Origin of the sequence: Streptomyces sp. NPDC051219 (genome assembly GCF_040682335.1) — a bacterium.
Classification (GTDB): Bacteria; Actinomycetota; Actinomycetes; order Streptomycetales; family Streptomycetaceae; genus Streptomyces.
The window spans coordinates 181,514-203,266 of the sequence record NZ_JBFBAS010000006.1 but is presented as its reverse complement, the minus strand read 5'-3'; the positions used below and the strand labels follow the sequence as shown (position 1 = coordinate 203,266).

General features: G+C 70.9%; 17 protein-coding genes. 6 read left to right on the top strand and 11 right to left on the bottom strand.

The window, feature by feature from the left end; genetic code table 11:
* Positions 1-31: 31 nt before the first annotated feature.
* The 8 genes from AB0M62_RS10475 to AB0M62_RS10440 all read right to left on the bottom strand — a co-directional run bounded on the left by AB0M62_RS10475 (position 32) and on the right by AB0M62_RS10440 (position 11,866).
* On the bottom strand, positions 32-964 hold the full coding sequence (locus tag AB0M62_RS10475) for an LD-carboxypeptidase (RefSeq protein WP_366073730.1): 933 nt from the start codon (positions 962-964) through the stop codon (positions 32-34).
* Positions 961-2,949, bottom strand: a complete 1,989-nt coding sequence (locus tag AB0M62_RS10470) for a prolyl oligopeptidase family serine peptidase (protein ID WP_366073729.1) — start codon at positions 2,947-2,949, stop codon at positions 961-963. The genes AB0M62_RS10475 and AB0M62_RS10470 overlap by 4 nt, the downstream gene beginning before the upstream one ends.
* 15 nt (positions 2,950-2,964) lie before the next feature.
* Positions 2,965-4,299, bottom strand: a complete 1,335-nt coding sequence (locus tag AB0M62_RS10465) for a M20/M25/M40 family metallo-hydrolase (protein ID WP_366073728.1) — start codon at positions 4,297-4,299, stop codon at positions 2,965-2,967.
* On the bottom strand, positions 4,292-5,125 hold the full coding sequence (locus tag AB0M62_RS10460; RefSeq protein ID WP_366073727.1) for a M55 family metallopeptidase: 834 nt from the start codon (positions 5,123-5,125) through the stop codon (positions 4,292-4,294). Before AB0M62_RS10460 ends, AB0M62_RS10465 begins: the two co-directional genes overlap by 8 nt.
* Before the next feature lie 116 nt (positions 5,126-5,241).
* Positions 5,242-5,976, bottom strand: coding sequence for a methyltransferase domain-containing protein (locus tag AB0M62_RS10455; protein WP_366073726.1), 735 nt, complete (start codon positions 5,974-5,976; stop codon positions 5,242-5,244).
* Between the two features lie 83 nt (positions 5,977-6,059).
* Positions 6,060-8,573: a SpoIIE family protein phosphatase gene (locus AB0M62_RS10450; protein ID WP_366073725.1), complete on the bottom strand. Its 2,514-nt coding sequence runs from the start codon at positions 8,571-8,573 to the stop codon at positions 6,060-6,062.
* Between the two features lie 144 nt (positions 8,574-8,717).
* Positions 8,718-11,177 carry an MFS transporter gene (locus tag AB0M62_RS10445; protein WP_366073724.1) on the bottom strand — a complete coding sequence of 820 codons (2,460 nt, stop codon included), beginning with the start codon at positions 11,175-11,177 and terminating at the stop codon, positions 8,718-8,720.
* Positions 11,178-11,422: 245 nt separating this feature from the next.
* Positions 11,423-11,866 (bottom strand): SRPBCC family protein, encoded by a 444-nt coding sequence (locus AB0M62_RS10440; RefSeq protein WP_366073723.1) that lies wholly within the window; start codon positions 11,864-11,866, stop codon positions 11,423-11,425.
* Between the two features lie 135 nt (positions 11,867-12,001).
* On the opposite strand from AB0M62_RS10440, the gene AB0M62_RS10435 reads away from it, so the two are divergent.
* Entirely contained in the window at positions 12,002-13,039 is a 1,038-nt protein-coding gene (locus AB0M62_RS10435; RefSeq protein WP_366073722.1) for an Rv2578c family radical SAM protein, read from the top strand.
* Between the two features lie 132 nt (positions 13,040-13,171).
* On the top strand, positions 13,172-14,773 hold the full coding sequence (locus AB0M62_RS10430; RefSeq protein ID WP_366073721.1) for an alpha/beta hydrolase: 1,602 nt from the start codon (positions 13,172-13,174) through the stop codon (positions 14,771-14,773).
* 243 nt (positions 14,774-15,016) lie between these two features.
* Here the strand turns inward: AB0M62_RS10430 and AB0M62_RS10425 are convergent, their stop codons facing one another.
* Both AB0M62_RS10425 and AB0M62_RS10420 read right to left on the bottom strand, forming a co-directional pair.
* Positions 15,017-15,289, bottom strand: coding sequence for a hypothetical protein (locus AB0M62_RS10425; RefSeq protein ID WP_366073720.1), 273 nt, complete (start codon positions 15,287-15,289; stop codon positions 15,017-15,019).
* 114 nt (positions 15,290-15,403) lie between these two features.
* Positions 15,404-15,667, bottom strand: coding sequence for a hypothetical protein (locus AB0M62_RS10420; RefSeq protein ID WP_366073719.1), 264 nt, complete (start codon positions 15,665-15,667; stop codon positions 15,404-15,406).
* A 237-nt stretch (positions 15,668-15,904) separates the two neighbouring features.
* On the opposite strand from AB0M62_RS10420, the gene AB0M62_RS10415 reads away from it, so the two are divergent.
* A complete protein-coding gene (locus tag AB0M62_RS10415) occupies positions 15,905-16,456 on the top strand; it encodes a GNAT family N-acetyltransferase (RefSeq protein ID WP_366073718.1) in 552 nt (183 codons plus the stop codon).
* Here the strand turns inward: AB0M62_RS10415 and AB0M62_RS10410 are convergent.
* The gene (locus tag AB0M62_RS10410) at positions 16,405-16,980 is read right to left on the bottom strand and encodes an adenylosuccinate lyase (protein ID WP_366073717.1); all 576 of its coding nucleotides are present in this window, start codon (positions 16,978-16,980) and stop codon (positions 16,405-16,407) included. The genes AB0M62_RS10415 and AB0M62_RS10410 overlap by 52 nt on opposite strands.
* Before the next feature lie 337 nt (positions 16,981-17,317).
* On the opposite strand from AB0M62_RS10410, the gene AB0M62_RS10405 reads away from it, so the two are divergent.
* The 3 genes from AB0M62_RS10405 to ccrA all read left to right on the top strand — a co-directional run bounded on the left by AB0M62_RS10405 (position 17,318) and on the right by ccrA (position 21,749).
* Positions 17,318-19,126 carry a 3-hydroxybutyryl-CoA dehydrogenase gene (locus AB0M62_RS10405; protein WP_366073716.1) on the top strand — a complete coding sequence of 603 codons (1,809 nt, stop codon included), beginning with the start codon at positions 17,318-17,320 and terminating at the stop codon, positions 19,124-19,126.
* A gap of 115 nt (positions 19,127-19,241) precedes the next feature.
* On the top strand, positions 19,242-20,072 hold the full coding sequence (locus tag AB0M62_RS10400) for a TetR family transcriptional regulator (protein ID WP_366073715.1): 831 nt from the start codon (positions 19,242-19,244) through the stop codon (positions 20,070-20,072).
* A gap of 339 nt (positions 20,073-20,411) precedes the next feature.
* Positions 20,412-21,749, top strand: a complete 1,338-nt coding sequence (gene ccrA, locus AB0M62_RS10395; RefSeq protein WP_366073714.1) for a crotonyl-CoA carboxylase/reductase — start codon at positions 20,412-20,414, stop codon at positions 21,747-21,749.
* The last annotated feature ends 4 nt before the right edge of the window (positions 21,750-21,753 follow it).

Sequence of the window (21,753 nt, the reverse complement as noted above, 5' to 3'; positions counted from 1 at the left end):
AGGCCGTCCTGGCAATGACGCTGACCTAGGGTCAGCCCAGCGCGGGTGTGTCGAGGGTGAGCGTGCCCGCCTCACTGTCCAGAACGCCGGCCACCCCGAGCGGAACGGTCAGGGAGGTCTCGCCGTGGCCGAAGCCCATCTCCTCGGCCACCGGCACGCCGAGACCGCCGAGCCGGTCGAGCAGCACCGCGCGCACCTCCTCGTACAGGCCGCACTCCGCCCACGAGCCGAGACCGATCCCGGAGACTTCGTCCAGCCATCCCGCGCGCAGCAGTTGGGTCAGCATGCGGTCCAGACGGTACGGCTCCTCGCCCACGTCCTCGATCATCAGCAGCCCGCCGCGGAGGTCCTGCCTGGCGTACGGAGCGGCCAGATCGGCGGCGAGCATGCAGACACAGCCGCCGAGGGTGACTCCCCTGGCACGGCCCGGCACCAGCGGGCGGGCGGTGGGCAGGCCGAGCGTGCGCACCGACTCCGGTTCGAAGAGCGTGGCCCGCAGATGCTCCTGGGTGGGGGCGTCCTTGACGAACGCAGCAGCCGTGACCATCGGACCGTGCAGCGTGGCCAAACCCATCCTCACGGCGAACGCCTCGTGCAGCGTGGTGACATCGCTGTATCCGACGAGGATCTTCGGACCGGCGGCACGCAGTGCGCCCCAGTCGAGCAGGTCCACCATGCGCTGTGCGCCGTACCCACCGCGGGCGCACAGGACCGCCGAGACGGTCGGGTCGCACCACGCCTGCTGGAAGTCACCGGCCCGGTCCTCGTCCGTACCGGCGAGATGGCCGAGGGTGTGGTGACGGTCCAGCACATGTGCCCCGACCACGGGTTCGAGGTCCCAGCCGCGCAGGATGTCCAGGCCGGCCGAGAGCCGCTCCCCGGGGACCGGGCCGCTGGTCGCCACCACGGCGACCCTGGCCCCGGGCCTGAGGCGAGCCGGCCGAGTCAGGGGCATGAGGGTCATTTGTCGAGTTCCAGAAGCGGGATGTCGGGGCGAGTGATGCCGAAGGTCTGGATGTAAAGGGAGAGTTCGGCCTCCAGCGCACGGACCATGGTCTCGACGCGGCGGAAGCCGTGTCCCTCGCCCTCGAAGGCGAGATAGGCGTGCGGCACCTCCCGCCCCTCCATGCGGGCGAGGAAGCGCTCGGCCTGCACCGGCGGACAGATCACGTCGTCCAGCCCCTGGAGCAGGACGAAGGGTGCGGTGATGCGGTCCGGCCGCTCGACGGGCGAGCGGTCGCGGTAGCGGGCCGGGTACTCGTCGAGCGGGCCGACGAGCGTGTCGAGATACCGGGACTCGAGGTCGTGGGTCCCGCCGCTCGCCCACCCGACAAGGTCCAGGACCGGATAGATGATGGTGCCGCAGGCGTAGACACCGGTGGTGGCGAGGGAGACGGCGGCCGTCCAGCCGCCCGCGCTGCCCCCGCGGATCGCCAGCCGGTCCGGGTCCGCGGTGCCTTCGGCGGCCAGTGCGAGCGCGACGGCCGCGCAGTCCTCGACATCGACGACACCCCACTGCTCCCGCAGCCGGTTGCGGTACTCGCGGCCGTAGCCGGTGGAGCCGCCGTAGTTGACCTCGGCGACGCCGATGCCCCGCGAGGTGAAATAGGCGATCTGCAGGTCGAGAACGAGCGGCGCGTGGCCGGTGGGCCCGCCGTGGGCCCACACCACATAGGGCGGCAGTTCGTCGGCGGGCGCGATGTGGTCCGGGTTGTGCGGCGGATACACATGCGCGTTGATGTCGCGGCCGGCCGGGCCGGTGAAGGTGCGGATCTGCGGTTCGGGGTAGTTGGCCGGGTCCACCGGGTCGTCGTGGGCCGCGCCGACCACCCGGGCCCGGCCGGTACAGGTGTCCAGTTCGACCACTTCGTACGCGCTGCGCGGGCTCGCCGCGACGCCCACCACCCGTGTGCCGTGCACGGCCAGCGTCGGCTCCCAGGCGGTCCACGGCCCTGCCGCGTCCACCAGGTCGCCGGTCTCCGGATCAAGTATCCCGAGCACGGCGGAACCCAGCCCGTGGAGCACGGCGACGGTCCCGCCTGGCAGCGGAGCGAACCAGCGCGGCCCGATCGTCCAGAGCGGACCGCCGAACTCCTCCTCGCGCGGGCACAGGTTGGTGGCCCGGCCGGTCGCCGGATCCACCCGGTGCACATTCCACCAGCCACCACGGTCGGTGGCGACGAGCAGCGCCCCGTCCGCTGCCCAGTCGGCCTGGGCGACGGACTCCTCCGGGCCACCGAGCACCGTGCGCACTCCGCCGAAAGTGCCGTCGGCGGAGACCTCGGCGAGCTTCAGTTCGGTGCCGTCCCACGGCATCCTCGGGTGGTCCCAGGCGATCCACACCACTCGCCGGCCGTCCGGGGAGAGCCGGGGGCCGGTGACGAACCGGTGCCGGTCGTCGGACAGCTCGCGTACGGCCGCCCGGTCCCCGGCGGCGGAGCCGTCCAGCGGTACGGCCGCGATCACCCGCCGCACATCGGTGGGCGCCGGGCCGGTGAACTCCTCCAGCACACACCACACTTCGCCCCGGTCCCGACGCAGCTGCGGATCGGCCCAGCGCAGCCCGCCGCCGGCCACCGGGGAGAGGGGCGTCAGGGGCCGCGGATCTCCGGCGCCGTCCGGCTCGTACGCGTAGAGCCGCTGATCGGCGAAGTTCACAAAGACCACGAGCGGTCCGCCCACGGCACGCTCCGCTCCCGCCCAGGGCTGCCCGCCGTACTCGACGACCCGGCTGCGCACGTTCCACGGCGGCGGCAGCACCGACACCTCTTCGCCGTCCGGAGAGCGCCGGCGCACCAGCGCCCTCCGGCCACCCTCGGCCGGCCGTGGCTCGGTCCACCAGACCTCGTCGCCGACCATCCCGACCCAGTCCGGACGGCCGTCGTGGGAGGCGGCGAGGGATGCGTCGATCGGCGAGGGCCAGCTGCCGTACGGCCCGGTGGTCGCCATGTCTGCCACTTCCCCCTATGCGGACTGCAGATAGTGGTCGAGCACCCGGACCCCGAAGTGCAGGGCCGCGACGGGGACGCGCTCGTCGACACCGTGGAAGAGTGCCGCGTAATCGAAGCCCACGGGCAGCTTGAGCGGGGAGAAGCCGTAGCCGGTGATGCCGAGCCGGGAGAACTGCTTGGCGTCCGTGCCGCCCGGCATGCAGTAGGGCACGACATGCCCCTCGGGGTCGAAGCGCTCCACGGCGGCGCGGAGCTTCGCGAACGTCGGTGAGTCGACCGGCGCCTGGAGGGCGACCTCCCGGTGCAGGAACTCCCAGTCGACGTACGGTCCGGCGAGCCGGTCCAGGGTGGTGCGGAACTCCTCCTCGCCGCCGGGCAGCAGCCGTCCGTCGACATACGCGGTGGCGCTGCCCGGGATCACATTGATCTTGTAACCGGCTTCCAGCATCGTCGGGTTGGCGCTGTTGCGCACGGTCGGCTCGACCAGCGCCGCGGCCGGCCCCAGTTTGGCCAGCAGTCCGTCCACGTCGAGGTCCGGGGCGCCGGCATCGTCCTCGATGCCGTGCAGCGCGGCGAGCGCCGCCAGGGCGGCACGCACGGTGGGGGTAAGCCGTACCGGCCACTCGTGCTCACCGATCCGGGCAACGGCGCCGGCCAGCCGGCTCACCGCGTTGGCGCGGTTGACCTTGGAGCCGTGCCCGGCCGTGCCGTGAGCGGTGAGCTTCAGCCAGGCGGTGCCGCGCTCCCCCGCGGCGATCGGGTAGATCGCCATCCCCGGCCCGGCGTGATAGGTGAAGGCACCGGATTCGCTGATGCCTTCCGTACAGCCTTCGAAGAGGCCGGGATGGTGGTCGGCGAGGAAACCGGAACCGTCGGCCGCGCTGGCCTCCTCGTCCGCGGTGTACGCGATCACGATGTCCCGGCGGGGCCGCACGCCCGCCCGTGCCCAGGCTCGTACGGTCGCGAGCACCATCGCGTCCATGTTCTTCATGTCGACAGCGCCACGGCCCCACACCACCCCGTCCCGGACCTCCCCGGAGAACGGATGCACGCTCCATTCGGCGGGCTCGGCCGGCACCACGTCGAGGTGTCCGTGGACGAGGAGCGCGTCGGCGGAAGGGTCCGAACCCTCGATTCTGGCCACCACGTTGGTGCGTCCGGGGGTGCGCTCGAGAAGCACCGGTTCGAGTCCGGCTCCGGCCAGCCGCTCGGCGACGTACTCGGCGGCGGGACGCTCGCGGCAGTCCCCGCCGCCGCGGTTGGTGGTGTCGATGCGGATCAGTTCGGAGGTGAACCGCACCGCCTCGTCGAGAGCGACATCGTCGATGGGCTGCTGCATGTCAGCCATACTGCTCCTCCACCGCCGCCGAGACGATCGTCGTGACCGCTTTGAAGGTGCGAATTCCCTCGTACATGGTCCCGCTGGTGTAGGCGGCCCTCCGCTCACCGGTCCGCTCCACGCCCGGCACCACGGTCGCGGCGTCGGAGAGGTGCTCCGCGTCGAACTCCAGCTCCACGGTGAACGGCCCGCCCCGCACCGGATCGTGGCGCACCGCCAGCGCGGCCGCCTCCTTGGCCGCCGCTCTGATGTCCGCGGCCGTCCGGGCGGGGGTCCGGCACACCGCCGCATACCGCGAGACATGGTCCTTGACCGCGACCGCGCACGCTCCCGGCGCATAGCCCTTGGCGTCCTCGCAGGTCAGGTCGTCGCCGGTGACGAGCACCACGGGCACTCCGTACTCCGCGACGACATGGGAGTTGAGCAGGCCCTCGCTCGCCCGGGTGCCGTTGACCCAGACGCCGGTGATGGAGTTGGCGAGGTAGGTGTGGGCGAGCACCCCTTCCGTACCCGCGCCGGTGTGATAGCCGACGAAGGCGATACCGTGCACGTCGCCGTGCTGGACCCCCTCCACCATGGACAGCGACTTGTGGCGCCCGGTGAGCATCCGGGCCCGCTCGTCGAGCTGCTCCAGCAGCAGATTGCGCATGGTCCAGTGCGCCTCGTTGATGAGCACCTCGTCGGCCCCGCCGTCGAAGAAACCGAGCACGGCGGCGTTCACGTCGGAGCTGAACAGCGAGCGGCAGCGCTCCCACTGCGGTGTGCCCGGCAGTACATCGGCAGGCCAGGTCACTCCGGTGGCGCCCTCCATATCCGCAGAGATGAGGATCTTCATGCACGAAAACGTTACGCGCTGCCGCCTGCGCTGCCCACCCCTGCGGGCTGTGCCGGCCGGGGGACACGGACAAGGCCCCGGGACACCCCTGCCGGGCCCGGCCCCGGCCGCAGCCGTCAGTCCGAACGGCCCACCACCAGCCAGTGCGAGGGCAGTTCGATACGCGAACCGTCCGGCGCGTACTCTGCGGTCGCCAGGTTCGCTGTCCCGCTCGCCAGAACGGCCAGGCCGGCTGCCCCGAAGAACCGCGGAACCTCCTCGTCCAGCACCTCGCCGGGGGCGATGCCGTGCGCGAAGACCGGCTGAAGCTTGGCCGGCGGGCCTTCCGGACCCTGGGCCAGACCGATCAGCACCGGCCGCGCGGCCTGCGACAGCTCCACGACGAAGGCCCGCCCCCGCTCGCCGACCAGGGTCGCGATGGAGTCGGCCAGTGGCTGCCGGTCGGCCGGCTCGCACTGGTGCAGCACTCCGCGCATATACACGTTGGCGTCGCCGGTCTCGTTGTGCAGCTCCTGCACGGCGCTCTTGTCGACCGCGTCGAGTTCCCGGAAGGAGGCCCGGCCACGGCCCTTTGCACCGTCCGTCCGCCGGGCGTGTGTGATCGCGGCGGCCGAGAGATCGGCCCCGATCACCCGCGGAAAACGCTCGGCGAGGAAGTGGGTCTGGGTGCCGTTGCCGCAGCCGAGATCGACCAGGGGCAGATCGGGATCCGCCAGGTGAGGTTCGAAGAGGGCGAGATGCGGGCCTGCGGTGCGGGCCGGCTCGGCGTCCCAGAACACCGAGCCCGGCGCGGCCGGCGCCTCGCGCCAGAAGCCTTCCCAGGCGCCCCTGTACCGATCCGTCACGCTCATGAACAGCTCCCCAGGATATGACAGGACGTCAAGAGCGGTTTACCGCGCCCGGATTGGTGAGGACAAGGCGTCCGCGCAATCATTCACCCCACGTTCGAGCCGGAGGTACGTCCGGTGGTACGTCCGGCGGTACGCCGCACTCGCGGAAGGGAGAGCTCGAACCACACCGTCTTGCCGGCGCCGGTCCGGCTGGTGCCCCACTCCCGCGCCAGCGCGCTCACGATGCGCAGCCCGCGCCCCGATTCCGCCTCGGGTCCGGCGCTGAGCAGGGTCGGCAGAGTGTGGTCGTCGTCCTCCACCTCGCAGAGCAGGGTGGCGGTGCGGACCAGCCGCAGCTCCACATGCCGGCTGTGCGCATGGCGCAGGGCGTTGGTGACGACCTCGCCCGCCAGCATCGCCGCGGTCTCGGCCACCTCCTCCAGCCCCCAGTCGTCCAGCTGGGCAGCGACCAGCCGGCGCGCCCTGCCCGCCTCGCGCGGGTCGATGGCGAGCTGGAACCGGGCCACGTCCTCGGGCGGGATTCCGGTGAGGCGGGCCATCAGCAGCGCCACGTCGTCCTTGCGGCCGCCGCGGGTGTTGAGCGCGCGGATGATGGTGTCGCAGGCGTCGTCCATCGAGGCGGCGGGATGGGCGGCCGACTCGCAGAGGGTCGCGAGCCCGACGCCGATGTCCTCGCCGCGTACCTCGACGAGGCCGTCGGTGCACATCACCAGCCGGTCGCCGGGCGCGACGGGCACCCGTAACGATTCGAAGGGCACCCCACCGACCCCGATCGGCGCCCCGGTCGGCAGCTCCAGCAGCCGGCTGCGGCCGTCCTCGGCCTGGACGAGCACGGGTGGGATGTGACCGGCGTTGGCCATCTGCAGCTCGCCGGCGATGGGATCGTAGACCGCGTACAGGCAGGTGGCCAGATAGTGCTCACCGAGCCGCTGCGCCAGGTCGTCGAGGTTCCGCAGAAGCTGCGCGGGCGGCAGGTCCAGCGCGGCCATGGTCTGCACGGCCGTACGCAACTGACCCATCATCGCCGCGGAGTTGAGGCCGTGGCCCATGACGTCACCCACCACGAGTGCGGTGCGGGAGCCAGGCAGCTTGATCGAGTCGAACCAGTCGCCGCCGACCCGCCCGAGCAGCGTGCCGGGCAGGTAGCGGGTCGCCGTGTCGCAGCCGGCCATCCGCGGGGTGACCTGCGGGAGCATGCTGTCCTGAAGGGTCTCGGCGACGCTCTCCTGATAGGTGTACATGCGCGCGTTGTCAAGGACGAGACCGGCGCGGGCGGCCAGTTCGGCGCCGGTGACCCGGTCCATGTCGTTGAAGACGGGGCGTTCTGCGTGGCGCAGCAGGATCATGAACCCCAGCACCACGTTGCGTGCCTTGAGCGGCACGACCAGCATCGAGCGGTTGTTGATCAGCGGCCGGATGTCGCGCTTCTCGAACTGCGAGGCGATGGCGTTGCCCATCTGCTCGCTGATGCGCGGCACGAGAACCGGCTCGCCCGTCGTCATGCACTGGAAGAACGGGGTGTGCACCGGGAAGGGCATGGACTCGCCGACCGGCACCACGTCGTCCCAGCGTCCCGGTTCGTCGACATGCTCGACGGCGACCCGGTGCCACAGGGTGGTGGCGTCCGGCGGCCCGTCGGGGAAGCCCTCACCCGCGATGACCTGTTCGCGCAGGTAGGTGCCCGCGACGTCGGTGAACCGCGGTACGACCGCTGCGCTGACTTCCTGGATCGTACGCGCGAGGTCGAGCGAGGAGCCGATGCGGCCGCTGACCTCGTTGAGGAATTCCAGGCGCTCGCGTACGGCCGCGTACTCGAGGTCCTGTTCGAGGTCGGCGGCTTCGAACTCGCGCCCCGCCTCGGCGGCCTCGACGGCGAGGCGCCGGCGCGCCCGGCGTTCGGCCCTCCTCGGCACACCCCAGTCGGGGGTGACCGGCACCCGATCGTGCTGGCTGAACTCCAGGACCGGATAACCGAGTTCGAGAATCTGCGAGACGATGCGTGAGCTCTCACCGACACTCATGCTCGGCAGGATCTCGGGGAGCCGCCGGGCGAGTTCGCCGAAGCCGGGGAACTCGGTGTGGAGCGCGAATCCGGGCGCGATGCGCTCCATGGACTCGCCGTCGAACTCCTCCGCCTGGTGCAGGCGGTCGGCGTCCGCGGCCAGTACCAGTAACCGCCCGGAGCCCGGGCCGATCAGCGGGTACGCCCACCACAGGACGTCGATCCGGCGCCGCCCCGGCTCGGAGAGCCGGGCCCGGCCGGCCGCGGGGTAGGAGGTGCGGCCGCCCAGTGAGGCTTCGAGTTCCGGCCCGAACTCGTCGGCGGAGTCGTACGGTTCGTACGCTCCCCGGGCCCTGTCCTGACCGGTGCCGGCCACCACTGCCGCCTCGGCCGCCTCGTTGAGGGGCCCCGACACCGGGAGCAGCTCGACGGCGGGCTGCCCAACCGCCTCCTCCTTGGAACGGCCGAACAACCGCCGCGCACCTGTGCTCCAGTGCGAGACCAGGCCGTCGCCGTCCACGACGACCACAGCAAGCGGAATCCGGCCGGCCTGGTCGCGCTGCTGCGGCAGGCCCGTCGGAATGCCCCTGTCCATGGGTGGAAGGCTCCTTCCCCGCCGCAAGATCTGCGGCTGCTCCCACCACGGTACGGCCCCGCGCGCACCGCCCGCCGGGCATCGCACGAATAGGTGGTGCGCCCGCGTGCGGGATCAGCCACTCGTACGGGAACCGAATACCGGTCAGTCCTCGTGGCCCAGCTGGAGATCGCGTTCGGTGCGCCCACCACCCGCCACCTGGAGCACGGTGGCCACGGGAGGATAGCCCGCCGCGATCACCGTGTATTCGCCGGACGAGAGGTCGACGAAACGGAACGCCCCGTCCGCTCCCGTGGTCAGCGTGTCGACGACGTTGCCGGCGGCATCGAGCAGGGTGACCCGGGCGTCCTCGACCGGCCGACCCCCGCTCGCCCGCACCGTGCCGCGAAGCACGGCCCCGCCCGCCAGCTCGATGTCCTGCCGGGTCTCCCGGGAGGACTGGACGCTCACGGGGAGCGCGGCGGGGCGGAAGGCGGGGGCGCTCGCGGCCAGGGTGTACTCCCCCGCCACCAGTTCCGTCATCACGTAACCGCCTTCGCGCCCGCTGCGGGTCGAGGCGACGACGTCGCCGCGTACGTCGGTGAGGGTGACGGCGGCGTCCCTGACGGGCGTGCCGTCCGCCGTGACCACCGATCCGGCGAGCCGGCCGGCCCCGCCGAGCACCACGTCGAGGTCGACCGGCCGCTCGCCCACCGTGACGCTGACCGCCTGCGGCTGGTGCCCGCCGGCCGCCGCGATCAGCACGTACGAGCCGGAGCCGGGCACGCTCAGGGCGTACCTCCCGTCCTCGCCGCTGGCGCCGCGGCCGATCTGCCGGCCTGAGACGTCGATGAGGGTGAGGGCGGCGCGCGGCACCGAACTGCCGTCGTGGTGCTGCACCGTGCCGCTGACGGGCACGCCCGAGGAGTAGCCGGAGCCGTTCGCGGCGCCGTGTCCGGAGCTGCTGCCGGGGTCCGGGCCGCGGCCGGCGCGCGCGTGCGGGATGGAAGTGGGCTCGGCGGTCGGGGCGTTGTGGGACACCAGCGGTTTCTCCTTGAGGAAGAAGGCGAGCAGAAGGCCGAGGACGAGCACCGGCACGAGGTAGAGGAAGATCCGCGGCATGGCGTCTGCGTAGGCCTGGACGTAGCCGTCACGCAGGGCCGGCTCCATGGCGTGGACCATCTGCGGGGTGATCGACTCGGGGGACGGCAGATCCGCGCCCGACGGCAGTCGCTCCGCGAGTGCGTCGGTGAGCCGGTCGGCGAAGAGCGTGCCGAAGACCGCGGCGCCGACGCTGCCGCCGATCTGCCGGAAGTAGTTGTTGGCGCTGGTGGCCGTGCCAAGGTCGGCCGGGTCGACGGAGTTCTGGACGGCGAGGACGAGCACCGGCATCACCAGGCCGATCCCGGCGCCCACCACCGCCATCCAGACGCTGTACTCAAGACGGGGGGTACCGCTCTCCAGCTGCGAGAGCAGCCACATGCCGACGGCCGCGACCACGCTGCCGGCGATCGGATACACCTTGTAGCGGCCGGTCTTGCTGATCAGCTGTCCGGACACGACGGAGGCGAGGACGATGCCGCCCATCATGGGCAGCATCAGCAGCCCGGACTCGGTGGCGCTCGCGCCGTCCACCATCTGCAGGAAGGTCGGCAGGTAGCTGGCGGCGCCGAACAGCGCCACACCGACCACCGCTCCCACGAGAGCGGTGATGTTGAAGACCGAGTCCCGGAACAGCCGCAGCGGGATGATCGGTTCGGGCGCGTAGTGCTCGACGACCACGAAGAGGAGAGTGGCTCCCAGGGCTCCGGCGCCGAGCCCGAGGATGACGCGCGAGTCCCAGTCGTACTCCGTACCGCCCCAGCTGGTCAGCAGGACCAGGCAGGTGGAGGCGGCGGCCATCAGCACCGCGCCCACCACATCGAGGCGGGCCCGGGCGGCCGGTTTCGGGAGCTTCAGTACGACGGCGATGACGGCCAGGGTGACCAGGCCGAAGGGGATGTTGATGTAGAAGCACCAGCGCCAGGAGGCGTGGTCGGTGAAGAAGCCGCCGAGCAGCGGTCCGGCCACCGACGCGAGCCCGAAGGCCGCGCCGATCAGTCCCATGAACCGGCCGCGCTCCCGGGGCGGGACGATGTCGGCCATGATCGCCTGGACGCCGATCATGAGCCCGCCGCCGCCGATGCCCTGGACAGCGCGGAAGGCGATCAGCTGGTCCATGGTCCGGGACCAGCCGGCGAGCGCGGAGCCGATGACGAAGACGACGATCGCGAACTGGAAGACGCTCTTGCGGCCGAAGAGGTCGCCCAGCTTTCCGTAAACGGGCAGGGCGACGGTCGAGGCGAGGAGGTACGAGGTGACCGCCCAGGACATCTTGTCCAGGCCGTGCAGCTCACCGACGATCTTCGGCAGGGCGGTGGCGACGATCATCTGGTCGAGCGCCGCGAGCAGCAGGGTGAGCATCAGACCGCAGAAGACCATCCGCACCCGGAGCGGGCTGAGCCCTTGGTGTGCGCGCTCGTACGCGCCCTCGGTCCCCGGGGCGGCCGGCGGCGGAGGCCCTTCGGCCGCGGTCCGGACGGGCGCGCCGGCCCGCCCCTCCTTCACCAGAGTGGTCCCGCCCACGTGCTGCTCCCCTCGTCGCGCCTGCGCCGCCGACCTTTGTCGCATTGGGCGAGAAGCGGGAGCAAGCGAGACGTTTCGCCACAGCTCGGCCCGCGCAGAGCGCCAACCGGCTTGCGGGGGGCGCTCGTCCGGCGCTCATCAGCGGGTTCTCCGCGGCGCGGAACGCGCCTGTCGCGTCATGGCGCCGCGGAAAGCATCACCCGAACCGGTGAGGAGAAGGCGCTGCCAAGAGGGTGACCGGAAGGTCAGCGCTCCAGCTCGTCGGCGAGCTTGGCGAGCACCGCGTCGTAGATACGGCCGAGCCCCTTGGGCGCGAAGGTCCGCTCGAAGAAGCCGCCGATGCCGCCGGCTCCGTCCCACACAGTGGTGACGACGGCCTTCGACTTGCCCTGACCCGCCGGGGTGACCGTCCAGGTGGTCACCATGGAGGAGTTCCTGTCCTTCTCGACGAGCTGCCCATCCGTCGGCTCGTTGACCTCGAGCAGGCAGTCGCGGATCCGCTTGCTGGTGGCCTGGAGCTTCCAGTGGACGAGCGTCCCCTCGCCGTCACCGCCCTCGCGCACCTCGTACTCGCTGAAGTGCTCGGGGAGCAGCTTGGCGCGGGTCCCGGTGTAGTCGGCCAGTGCGTCGAACACCTTCTCCGCGTCCGCCGCGATGATCCGCTCCGTGGTGGCCTCGACCTGCGCCATGCCTGTTCCTCCAGGACTCGTAGTAGGGGGTCGCGGCAAGCCAACCACCTGGAGCACGGCCGCCCAAATCCAGGTCCGCACACGATCAAGGGAACATGTGTTCTATTCTAAGACCAGTGCTACCGAGGAGACGCCATGCGCTGGGACAATCTGGCCGAAAACCCGCATGCACCGATGCCGGGCTCGCCCGCCGCGCTCTTCGGGGCGGACGCGGTCGTCACCCGGACGTTCGACACCCCCGAGTTCCGCGGCATCACCTTCCACGAGGTCCGGGCCCGGTCGATCGTGAACCGGGTGCCGGGCGCCTCACAGATGCCGTTCGAATGGACGGTCAATCCCTACCGGGGCTGCACACACGCCTGCGTGTACTGCTTCGCCCGCAAGACCCACAGTTATCTGGACCTCGACACCGGCCTCGGCTTCGATTCGCAGATCGTCGTCAAGATCAACGCCCCGGAGCTGCTGCGCCGCAAACTCGTTTCGCGGAGCTGGACGGGCGAGCACATCGCGATGGGCACCAATGTCGACTGCTACCAGCGCGCCGAGGGCCGCTACCGCCTGATGCCCGGCATCATCGCGGCCCTGCGCGATCACGCGAACCCGTTCTCCATCCTCACCAAGGGCACGCTGCTCCTGCGCGACCTCGATCTGCTCCAGCAGGCCGCCCAGGTCACCGACGTCGGCATCTCCGTCTCCGTCGGCTTCGTCGACAGCGAATTGTGGCGCACGGTCGAACCGGGCACGCCCTCGCCCGAGCGCCGCCTCGACGTCGTCCGCGCGCTCGACGAGGCCGGTATCGGATGCGGGGTGCTGATGGCCCCGGTGATCCCCTTCCTCGGCGACTCACCCGGCCAGTTGCGCGCCACGGTGCGCGCGATCGCCGCCTCCGGCGCCACTTCGGTGACACCGCTCGTACTCCATCTGCGGCCCGGCGCGCGCGAATGGTTCATGGCCTGGCTGGCCGAACACCACCCGTACCTCGTACGCCGGTACGAACGGCTGTACGCCGCGGGAGCCTACGCACCGAAGTGGTACCAGCGCCGGATCACCCGCCAAGTGCACGAACTGGCCACCGAGTTCGGCATCGGCCCGACCCGGCGAGGCGGCGCCCGGCGGATACCGGCCACAGCGGAGCCGGAACACGCCGAGCCCACACAGCTCACCCTCCTCTGACGTCACCAACTCCTCCGACGTCACCAAATCGGATCAATTCTCTGCAGAACGCCTTCTTCTGGGCACGGATTCCTGGACGATGCGGCCTGGGCTGTGGGCCCACACCTCAGCCCCTGTCGGCCTGGAGGCCCTATGAAGAAGCGCGCAGCAGTTCTGTTCGGCGTCACCGCGGTGATGGCGGGGACGGTCACGGCCGTTCCGTCCGCCGCGAGCACCGGCCCGGCAGCGCCGCGCACCACCCTGACGTGGACCGCCTGTTCCACCAAGAACTACCCGACGCTCCAGTGCTCCTCGGTCGCGGTCCCACTGGACCACGCCCGCCCGCACGGCGAGAAGATCACCCTGGCGCTGTCGCGCGTCCCGCACACCGCCGTGAAGTCGCAGGGTCCGCTGCTGGTGAACCCGGGCGGACCGGGTGGCAGCGGACTCACGCTGGCGGGCTTCGTCGCGTCCGCCCTGCCCAAGGACCTCGCGGCGCAGTACGACGTGGTCGGCTTCGACCCGCGCGGCGTGGGCAAGAGCAAGCCGGCGCTCGACTGCGGGCCCGGTCACTCGGCGCCGGTCCGGCCCAACTCCGTTCCGCGCAGCCTCACCGAGGAGCGCGCCAATCTGGACCGGGTCCGGTCCTTCGCGCGGGCCTGCGCGGCCAAGCACGGCAGCCTGCTGAACCACATCGACACGGTGAGCACGGCCAGGGACCTGGACCTCGTCCGGCAGGCGCTCGGCGCACCGCAGATCAACTACTTCGGCTACTCCTACGGCACCTACCTCGGCGCCGTATACGCCAAGCTTCATCCGCAGCGGGTGCGGCGGATGGTGCTCGACTCGATCGTCGGCCCGGACGGTGTCTGGTACGACGCCAACCTGGCCCAGGACTACGCGTTCGACGCCCGGCACAAGGCGTTCATGGCCTGGGTGGCCCGGCACGACAGTACCTACAAGCTCGGCTCCGACCCGTTGGCGGTCGAGGCGAAGTGGTACCGCATGCGCACGGCCGTCCAGCAGAATCCGGCCGGCGGAAAGGTCGGCCCGGCGGAGCTGGAGGACACCTTCATGCCCGGCGGCTACTTCGACGGCTACTGGCCCTATCTGGCCGAGGCCTTCGCCTCTTACGCGAACGGAAAGGACGTGGCGGGCAAGAAGGCCGAGAAGGACGCGGCTCCGCTGGTCAAGGCGTACGAGAAGTTCGCAGCCGTCGACTCGGCCGACGAGAACGGCTACAGCGTCTACGCCGCGGTGCAGTGCCGGGACGCCGCCTGGCCGCGCGACTGGCACACCTGGCGGCAGGACATGTGGCAGGCGCACGCGAAGGCGCCCTTCATGACCTGGAACAACGCCTGGTACAACGCCCCGTGCGCGTCCTGGAGCACCAAGTCGCTCACTCCGCCGAACGTCTCGAACGCCTTGCTGCCGCCGGTGCTGCTGTTCCAGGCAACCGACGACGCGGCGACTCCGTACGAAGGCGGTGTGAGTATGCACCGCAAGCTGCGCGGCTCCAGCCTGGTGGTCGAGCAGGGCGGCGGGAACCACGGCATCTCGCTGAGCGGAAACGCCTGCCTGGACCGGTACCTGACGGACTATCTGACCACCGGCGCGGTGCCGCGCGGCCGCGTCGGCGAGGCGGACGCGGTCTGCGACGCACTGCCCGAGCCGAAGCCGCTGCCGGCGACGAAGGCGGCCGCCCGCCGTTCGGGAGGTGCCACGCTGCACGGGCTGCTCGGTTTCAGGTCCTGACCGGTGCGGATCCCGGCCCCCGGCCGTCGGGTGCGTGCGCGAGGATGTGGCCGTGCCGGAGAACCGGCCTCACCCGTCCACGCACCCGACGGCGCCCACCGGGCCGGTCCGCCGGGTCCAGGTCCGAGAACCGGACGACAACGACCCCGGCGTATACACACCGGGGTCGCCCTTCCGGGCGGTCGCACGTGAGAGTGCGCCAACCCGGACTCAATGTTACGCCCGAGGTCTCTCCGGCGCGCATCAGCCGCGCTCCTCCTCCGCGGCCTCCATGAGCCGGATTCCCTGATGCGTCAGTGTGACCATCGAGGGAGTGTTGCCTGTCGCCCAGTCGACCTCGATCAGACCCTCCCCCACCAGATACGTGCAGGCGGCCGCCAGGTCCTGTTCGGGGACCCCGAGGTCGTCCCGGAGCTTCTCCCCCGTCACGCCCAGAAGGCGGTTGCCTTCGGTGGTTGCGTACAGCGCCTGCATGACCTTCTGGCGATAGATCTTCCGCTCACCCAGTGTTGCCATGACTGCCGCCCTCTCATTCTTGGCGTCGGCCCACGAACCCGGCGACCCATGACCCGGCACAGCCGATGCCGGACAGCCGCCTGGCCCCTCGCATCGTCGGCGGGGCCCGGTGCTTCAGACCTCGTCCGTATCCGGGCGGTCGGCGGCCGATGAGCGGCTGGCCGACAGCCACGTCCGTGCGGGCTCGGTGGCCCGTGCGGTGTCCACGGTGAGGTGGAGCCGGGTTCCGCCTTCAGGACCTGCGGGGTAGCTGCGTTGTTCGGTGGAGGCGAAACAGCGCCGGATCACCTCCGCGACCACACGGGCGGTCTCGGGGGACGCGGCGACGATACGGACCTCGGCGTACCCGGCCGGCGGCAACGGCTCCGCAGAATTCATGACGGCCTCAGTTCCTCGGTGACTTGCGACATGCCGGTGAGCGTGACGCACGGCGCCACACGCACCGCCGGTCACGGAGGGCGCGGTCATCCGCTCATACATTGAACCGTCCTACGTACATGGTGTGCCCGGTGACGAGCCCTTTCAATGTACTCCGGTCACGATCATCAACCCCCTGTGACCAGGCGCTTTCTAACACCATGGCCGCTCCCGCAGCCGCGGATAGAGTGCGGCGGTATGAACGACATACGCGTCCGCCCCATGCGCCCCGACGACTGCACGGCAGTGGCCGAGGCCCGGGTGCGCGGATGGCAGAGCGCGTACACCGGACTCGTCCCGCAGCCGTACCTCGACGCGATGAGCGTCGAGGAGGACACGGCCAGACGCCGTACGCACCTCGCCGGGGCCGCACCTGGTGTGGTCAACCTGGTCGCCGAGCGGGACGGCGAGGTGGTTGGCTGGGCGTGCTATGGCCCGTACCGAGACGGGGCTGCCGATACGCGGGACGGCGAGCTGTACGCCCTCTATGTACATCCCGGCCATTTCTCGACCGGAGCCGGCCGCGCCCTGATGGAGGAGACGTTGGCGCGCGCCGCCGCGCACGGCCACCCCTCCCTGCTGCTGTGGGTCCTCGAGGAGAACACGCGCGCCCGCCGCTTCTACGAGAAGGCCGGCTTCGCGCCCGACGGGGCAGAGGAGTCCTTCGTGGTCGACGGCGTCGCCGTCCCCGAGGTGCGCTACGCGAGACGGCTGAGCGCCTGCGCCGCCGCCTCCCCCAGCCGTGGGTGACCGCGCGCCTCGGTGAGAACCGGCTCCGCCCGCCGGTCGCCGAGGGCGCCGAGACCTTCCACGCAGGCGAGGGCCACGCGCCAGTACGGCTCCTGCGGGGCGAGCAGCCTGCGCAGCGTGGCGGTCAGCGCCGGTACGGACTCCGGCGCCCGCAGCTCGGTGAGCAGCCGCACCGGATACAGCGCGTACGCCGTGCGCAGCGAGTTGGTGGCAAGGGCGGCGGCCGCCCGGGCGGTGCGGGGGTCGCCGAGCAGCGCCAGTGCGTACGCGGCGGACGCGCAGCGCGCGGGCTCCCGGTGGTTGAGGAGCAGCACCAGCGTCTCGAAGGCCCGCCGGTCCCCGGCACAGCCGAGCCGGAAGGCGGCGATCTCTCGCGCCCAGAGCGGCTCTCCGCTCGCGGTGAGCACTCCGGCGAGCGCCTCGTGATCGCCCGTTGCTACCAGCGTCTCGTATACGGCCAGTTCGGCCGGTGCGCCCACTTCCTGCCTGATCCGGGCCATCAGCGCCCGCAGCTCCCCACCCATGACGCCAGCCTACGGACCGCGGGCCGGGGTGCGGCGCAGATCACGACTCCCAGGGGGTGGCGCGCTCGTTACCCGCGAGTTAAGCTCATACGAGCGAGTCAACGCGGCCCCACCTCGGCCGTACGACCGCCAGCTCAACTCAGGGCGGCCTGGTGACGCAGCCGCCTCGAGTGCCAGTCGGTTCGGTACCACTTTTGCGACGCGACTCCGGGACAGAGTCCGTCGGCACTCGCAACGACGCACAACACCCGCACGCCGCGAGCCTGTTCGCGCCTCTTCGCGTACCCGCTGCGCGTGCGCCTCTCTCACAGTCGTCACTCATCACTGGAGTCCCGCGATGGACCGTCAGTCCTCCCCGCCCAGTCCCGCAGCACCCCTGAACACGATCGCCGTCGTCGGCCTCGGCACCATGGGCACCGGCATCGCCGAAGTCCTGGCCCGCGCCGGCCGCGAGGTCATCGGCATCGACATCAGCGAGGCGGCCGGCCGTCAGGCCGTCGCCGCCCTGGAGGCCTCGACCGCCCGCGCCGTCGAGCGCGAGCGGATCACCGAGCAGGAGCGCCGGGACCTGCTGTCCCGGTTCCGCACGTTCTCCGACCTGCAGGCAGCCGCCGAAGCCGACCTGGTGATCGAGGTCGTCCCGGAGTCGTACGAGATCAAGCACCAGGTCCTGGCCGGGCTCGACGCGGTCATCAAGCCGACCGCGATCCTCGCCACCGGCACCAACGCTCTTTCGGTGACCAGGCTGGCCGCCGACTCGGCGCACCCCGAACGCGTGCTGGGCCTGCATTTCTTCAACCCGGCCCCGGCCATGAAGCTGGTCGAGGTCGTCTCGTCCGTGCTGACCGCACCGGCGGCCGTCGAGGCGGTCACCCAGCTCGCCCGCGACCTGGGCAAGGAGCCCGTCGCGGTGGGCGACCGCCCGGGCTTCGTCGCCGACGGGCTGCTGTTCGGCTACCTCAACCAGGCCGCCGCGATGTACGAGGCCAAGTACGCCTCCCGTGAGGACATCGACGCCGCGATGAAGCTCGGCTGCGGCCTGCCGATGGGCCCTCTCGCGCTGCTGGACCTGATCGGCATCGACACCGCCCGTACCGTCCTCGAGGCGATGTACACCGACTCCCGCGACAGGCTGCACGCGCCCGCCCCCATCCTGGGCCAGCTCAGCGAGGCGGGCCTGACCGGCCGCAAGTCCGGGCGCGGGTTCTACACCTACGAGGCCCCGGGCAGCGCGAGCGTCGTGCGGGACGCCCTCACCCCGCTGGAAAGCGCGGAGCTCGCGCCGGGCCGCACCGTCGCCTCGGTCGGCGTGGCCGGCTCGGGCACCATGGCCAGCGGTATCGCGGAGGTCTTCGCCAAGGCCGGTTACGGCGTGGTGCTCGCGGCTCGCAGCCCGGAGAAGGCGGAGACGGCCAAGGCCCGGATCGCCAAGTCGCTGGCCCGCTCGGTCGACAAGGGCCGGCTGACCGCGGAGGCCAGGGACGAGACGCTCGCCCGTATCACCGCGGCCGGTTCGCTCGACGCCTTCTCGGACGTCGATCTGGCCGTCGAAGCGGTGGCCGAGGACCTGGACGTGAAGCAGCAGCTCTTCGCGACGCTCGACAAGGTCTGCAAGCCCGGCGCCGTGCTGGCCACCACCACCTCCTCGCTGCCCGTCGTCGCCATCGCGCGCGCCACCTCGCGCCCGCAGGACGTCATCGGTATGCACTTCTTCAACCCGGCGCCGGCCATGAAGCTGGTCGAGATCGTGCGCACGGTCCTGACCACGGATGATGTCCACGCCACCGTCCGCGAGGTCTGTGCGAAGATCCGGAAGCACCCGGTGGACTGCGGCGACCGGGCGGGCTTCATCGTGAACGCGCTGCTGTTCCCGTACCTCAACAACGCCATCAAGATGGTGCAGGAGCACTACGCGACGCTCGACGACATCGACGCCGCGATGAAGCTCGGCGGCGGGTACCCGATGGGGCCGTTCGAACTGCTCGACGTCGTGGGCCTGGACGTCTCCCTCGCGATCGAGAAGGTGCTGCACCGCGAGTTCCGCGACCCGGGCCTGGCGCCCGCACCGCTCCTGGAGCACCTGGTCGCGGCGGGCTGCCTGGGCCGCAAGACGGGCCGCGGCTTCCGCGAGTATGCCCGACGCTGAACCGCGGCCGGAGTGGGGAGGGCTGCTCGAGCCTCCCCCACAGCCTTCGGCGTGGGAGGGGCACCGAGGCAGCTCACCCCCGCATCCGGCCCCACAGACGCGTTCTCCTGCACGAATGCAGTACGTTCAGCTCATGTCCCAGTCCGCCAAGTCCTCCCGTACCGCCTCCGCGTCCGACGCTCCGGAAACCGCAGCAGGCAGCCGCGCTGCCGCGCAGCGCCTCAGAATGCGCCGCGAGCTGGCGACAGCCGCGATGGAGCTCTTCGCGACCAAGGGGTACGAGGCGACGACGGTCGACGAGATCGCGGCCGCGGCCGGGGTGGCCCGCCGGACGTTCTTCCGGCACTTCCGGTCCAAGGAAGAGGCGATCTTCCCGGACCACGACGACACCCTGATCAGGGCGGAGGCGGTCCTCGACGCGGCTCCGCCGCACGAGCACCCGCTCGACACGGTGTGCCGGGGCATCAAGGAAGTCATGCGCATGTACGCGGCGTCGCCCGCCGTCTCCGTGGAGCGCTACCGGCTCACCCGCGAAGTACCGACCCTGCGGGAACGGGAGATCGCCTCGGTGGCCCGCTACGAGCGGCTGTTCACGCGCTATCTGCTGGGCCACTTCGACGAGCACGACCACCACGACGACAACGACGACCCGCTGCTCGCCGAGGTGGCCGCGTCCGCCGTTGTCACCGCCCACAACCATGTCCTGCGCCGCTGGCTCCGGGCGGGCGGCCAGGGCGATGTCGAGGCACAGCTGGACCATGCCTTCGCGATCGTCCGGGACACCTTCGGCACGGGGATCGGCGCCGGACGGACAGCCGGCGCGACCGCCCCGTCGGCTCCGGCGGCGGTGCGTACAGAGGGCGAGGTCCTGGTCGCCGTGGCCCGTACCGACGCCCCCCTGGAGGACGTCATGCGCACGATCGAGCGGGCGCTCAGGAAGAGCTGACCGCACACAACCGGACACCCACCGCAACGGCCGCCCCCTCGGGGCGGCCGTTGTTGCTCATGTGTGGCGGACGGGTGACATCTGCGCGAAAATATTGGCACGCAGTGCCTTGTCACCTGACACGCGGTGCCATACGTTGAAGGAGTCCGGGCGGCCGGCGTGCAGAGACCTCTCGTACGCCGGCTGTCCCCGCAAGCCGCACGGCCTGCGTGCCCGGAACCGCCTGCGTCACCAGGCACCCTTCGCGCTACCGCGCTCATTCGCACCACCCGCCGAACCGATGGCACCCCCGACGTCCCCTCAAGCGTTCCCCGCAACGCGCTTCGCCGGAGGCAAACCGTGAAGGAAATCCTGGACGCCATTCAGGCGACCGACAGCACCGCCGCAGACTTCGCGGCCCTGTCCATCCCCGAGTCGTACCGCGCGGTCACCGTGCACAAGGACGAGGCCGACATGTTCGCCGGCGTCGACAGCCGCGACAAGGACCCGCGCAAGTCCCTCCATGTCGAGGACGTGCCCGTCCCCGAGCTCGGCCCGGGCGAGGCCCTGGTGGCCGTCATGGCCAGCTCGGTGAACTACAACTCCGTCTGGACCTCGATCTTCGAGCCGATGTCCACTTTCGGCTTCCTGGAGCGGTACGGAAAGCTGTCGCCGCTCGCCAAGCGCCACGACCTGCCGTACCACGTCATCGGCTCCGACCTGGCGGGCGTCGTGCTGCGCACCGGGCCCGGCGTGAACGCCTGGCAGCCGGGCGACGAGGTCGTCGCGCACTGCCTCTCCGTCGAACTGGAGTCCTCGGACGGCCACAACGACACGATGCTCGACCCCGAGCAGCGCATCTGGGGCTTCGAGACGAACTTCGGCGGCCTCGCCGAGATAGCGCTCGTCAAGTCCAACCAGTTGATGCCCAAGCCACAGCACCTCAGCTGGGAGGAGGCTGCGGCCCCCGGCCTGGTCAACTCGACCGCCTACCGCCAGCTCGTCTCCCGCAACGGCGCCGGCATGAAGCAGGGCGACAACGTGCTGATCTGGGGTGCGAGCGGCGGACTCGGTTCGTACGCCACCCAGTTCGCGCTGGCGGGCGGCGCCAACCCCATCTGTGTGGTCTCCAGCGAGCAGAAGGCGGACATCTGCCGGAAGATGGGCGCGGAAGCGATCATCGACCGCAGCGCCGAGGGTTACAAGTTCTGGAAGGACGAGCACAACCAGGACCCCCGCGAGTGGAAGCGCTTCGGCAAGCGCATCCGCGAGCTGACCGGCGGCGAGGACGTGGACATCGTCTTCGAGCACCCGGGCCGCGAGACCTTCGGCGCCTCGGTGTACGTCACCCGCAAGGGCGGCACCATCGTCACCTGCGCCTCCACCTCCGGCTTCAACCACGAGTACGACAACCGCTACCTGTGGATGTCGCTCAAGCGCATCGTCGGCTCGCACTTCGCCAACTACCGCGAGGCCTGGGAGGCCAACCGGCTGGTGGCGAAGGGCAAGATCCACCCCACCCTGTCGAAGGTCTACTCGCTCGAGGACACCGGTCAGGCCGCGTACGACGTGCACCGCAACCTCCACCAGGGCAAGGTCGGCGTGCTGGCCCTCGCCCCGCGCGAGGGGCTGGGTGTCCGTGACGGGGAGCTCCGCGAGAAGCACATCGACGCCATCAACCGCTTCCGGAACGTCTGAGGTT

Bases quoted from the DNA above. Each gene is read 5' to 3' on its own strand.
- AB0M62_RS10475 (WP_366073730.1), bottom strand. From the start codon at position 964: ATGACCCTCATGCCCCTGACTCGGCCGGCTCGCCTCAGGCCCGGGGCC.
- AB0M62_RS10400 (WP_366073715.1), top strand. From the start codon at position 19,242: ATGCAGTACGTTCAGCTCATGTCCCAGTCCGCCAAGTCCTCCCGTACC.
- AB0M62_RS10470 (WP_366073729.1), bottom strand. From the start codon at position 2,949: ATGGCGACCACCGGGCCGTACGGCAGCTGGCCCTCGCCGATCGACGCA.
- AB0M62_RS10420 (WP_366073719.1), bottom strand. From the start codon at position 15,667: ATGAATTCTGCGGAGCCGTTGCCGCCGGCCGGGTACGCCGAGGTCCGT.
- AB0M62_RS10415 (WP_366073718.1), top strand. From the start codon at position 15,905: ATGAACGACATACGCGTCCGCCCCATGCGCCCCGACGACTGCACGGCA.
- AB0M62_RS10450 (WP_366073725.1), bottom strand. From the start codon at position 8,573: ATGGACAGGGGCATTCCGACGGGCCTGCCGCAGCAGCGCGACCAGGCC.
- AB0M62_RS10410 (WP_366073717.1), bottom strand. From the start codon at position 16,980: ATGGGTGGGGAGCTGCGGGCGCTGATGGCCCGGATCAGGCAGGAAGTG.
- AB0M62_RS10460 (WP_366073727.1), bottom strand. From the start codon at position 5,125: ATGAAGATCCTCATCTCTGCGGATATGGAGGGCGCCACCGGAGTGACC.
- AB0M62_RS10435 (WP_366073722.1), top strand. From the start codon at position 12,002: ATGCGCTGGGACAATCTGGCCGAAAACCCGCATGCACCGATGCCGGGC.
- AB0M62_RS10440 (WP_366073723.1), bottom strand. From the start codon at position 11,866: ATGGCGCAGGTCGAGGCCACCACGGAGCGGATCATCGCGGCGGACGCG.
- AB0M62_RS10465 (WP_366073728.1), bottom strand. From the start codon at position 4,299: ATGGCTGACATGCAGCAGCCCATCGACGATGTCGCTCTCGACGAGGCG.
- AB0M62_RS10430 (WP_366073721.1), top strand. From the start codon at position 13,172: ATGAAGAAGCGCGCAGCAGTTCTGTTCGGCGTCACCGCGGTGATGGCG.
- AB0M62_RS10405 (WP_366073716.1), top strand. From the start codon at position 17,318: ATGGACCGTCAGTCCTCCCCGCCCAGTCCCGCAGCACCCCTGAACACG.
- AB0M62_RS10455 (WP_366073726.1), bottom strand. From the start codon at position 5,976: ATGAGCGTGACGGATCGGTACAGGGGCGCCTGGGAAGGCTTCTGGCGC.
- AB0M62_RS10425 (WP_366073720.1), bottom strand. From the start codon at position 15,289: ATGGCAACACTGGGTGAGCGGAAGATCTATCGCCAGAAGGTCATGCAG.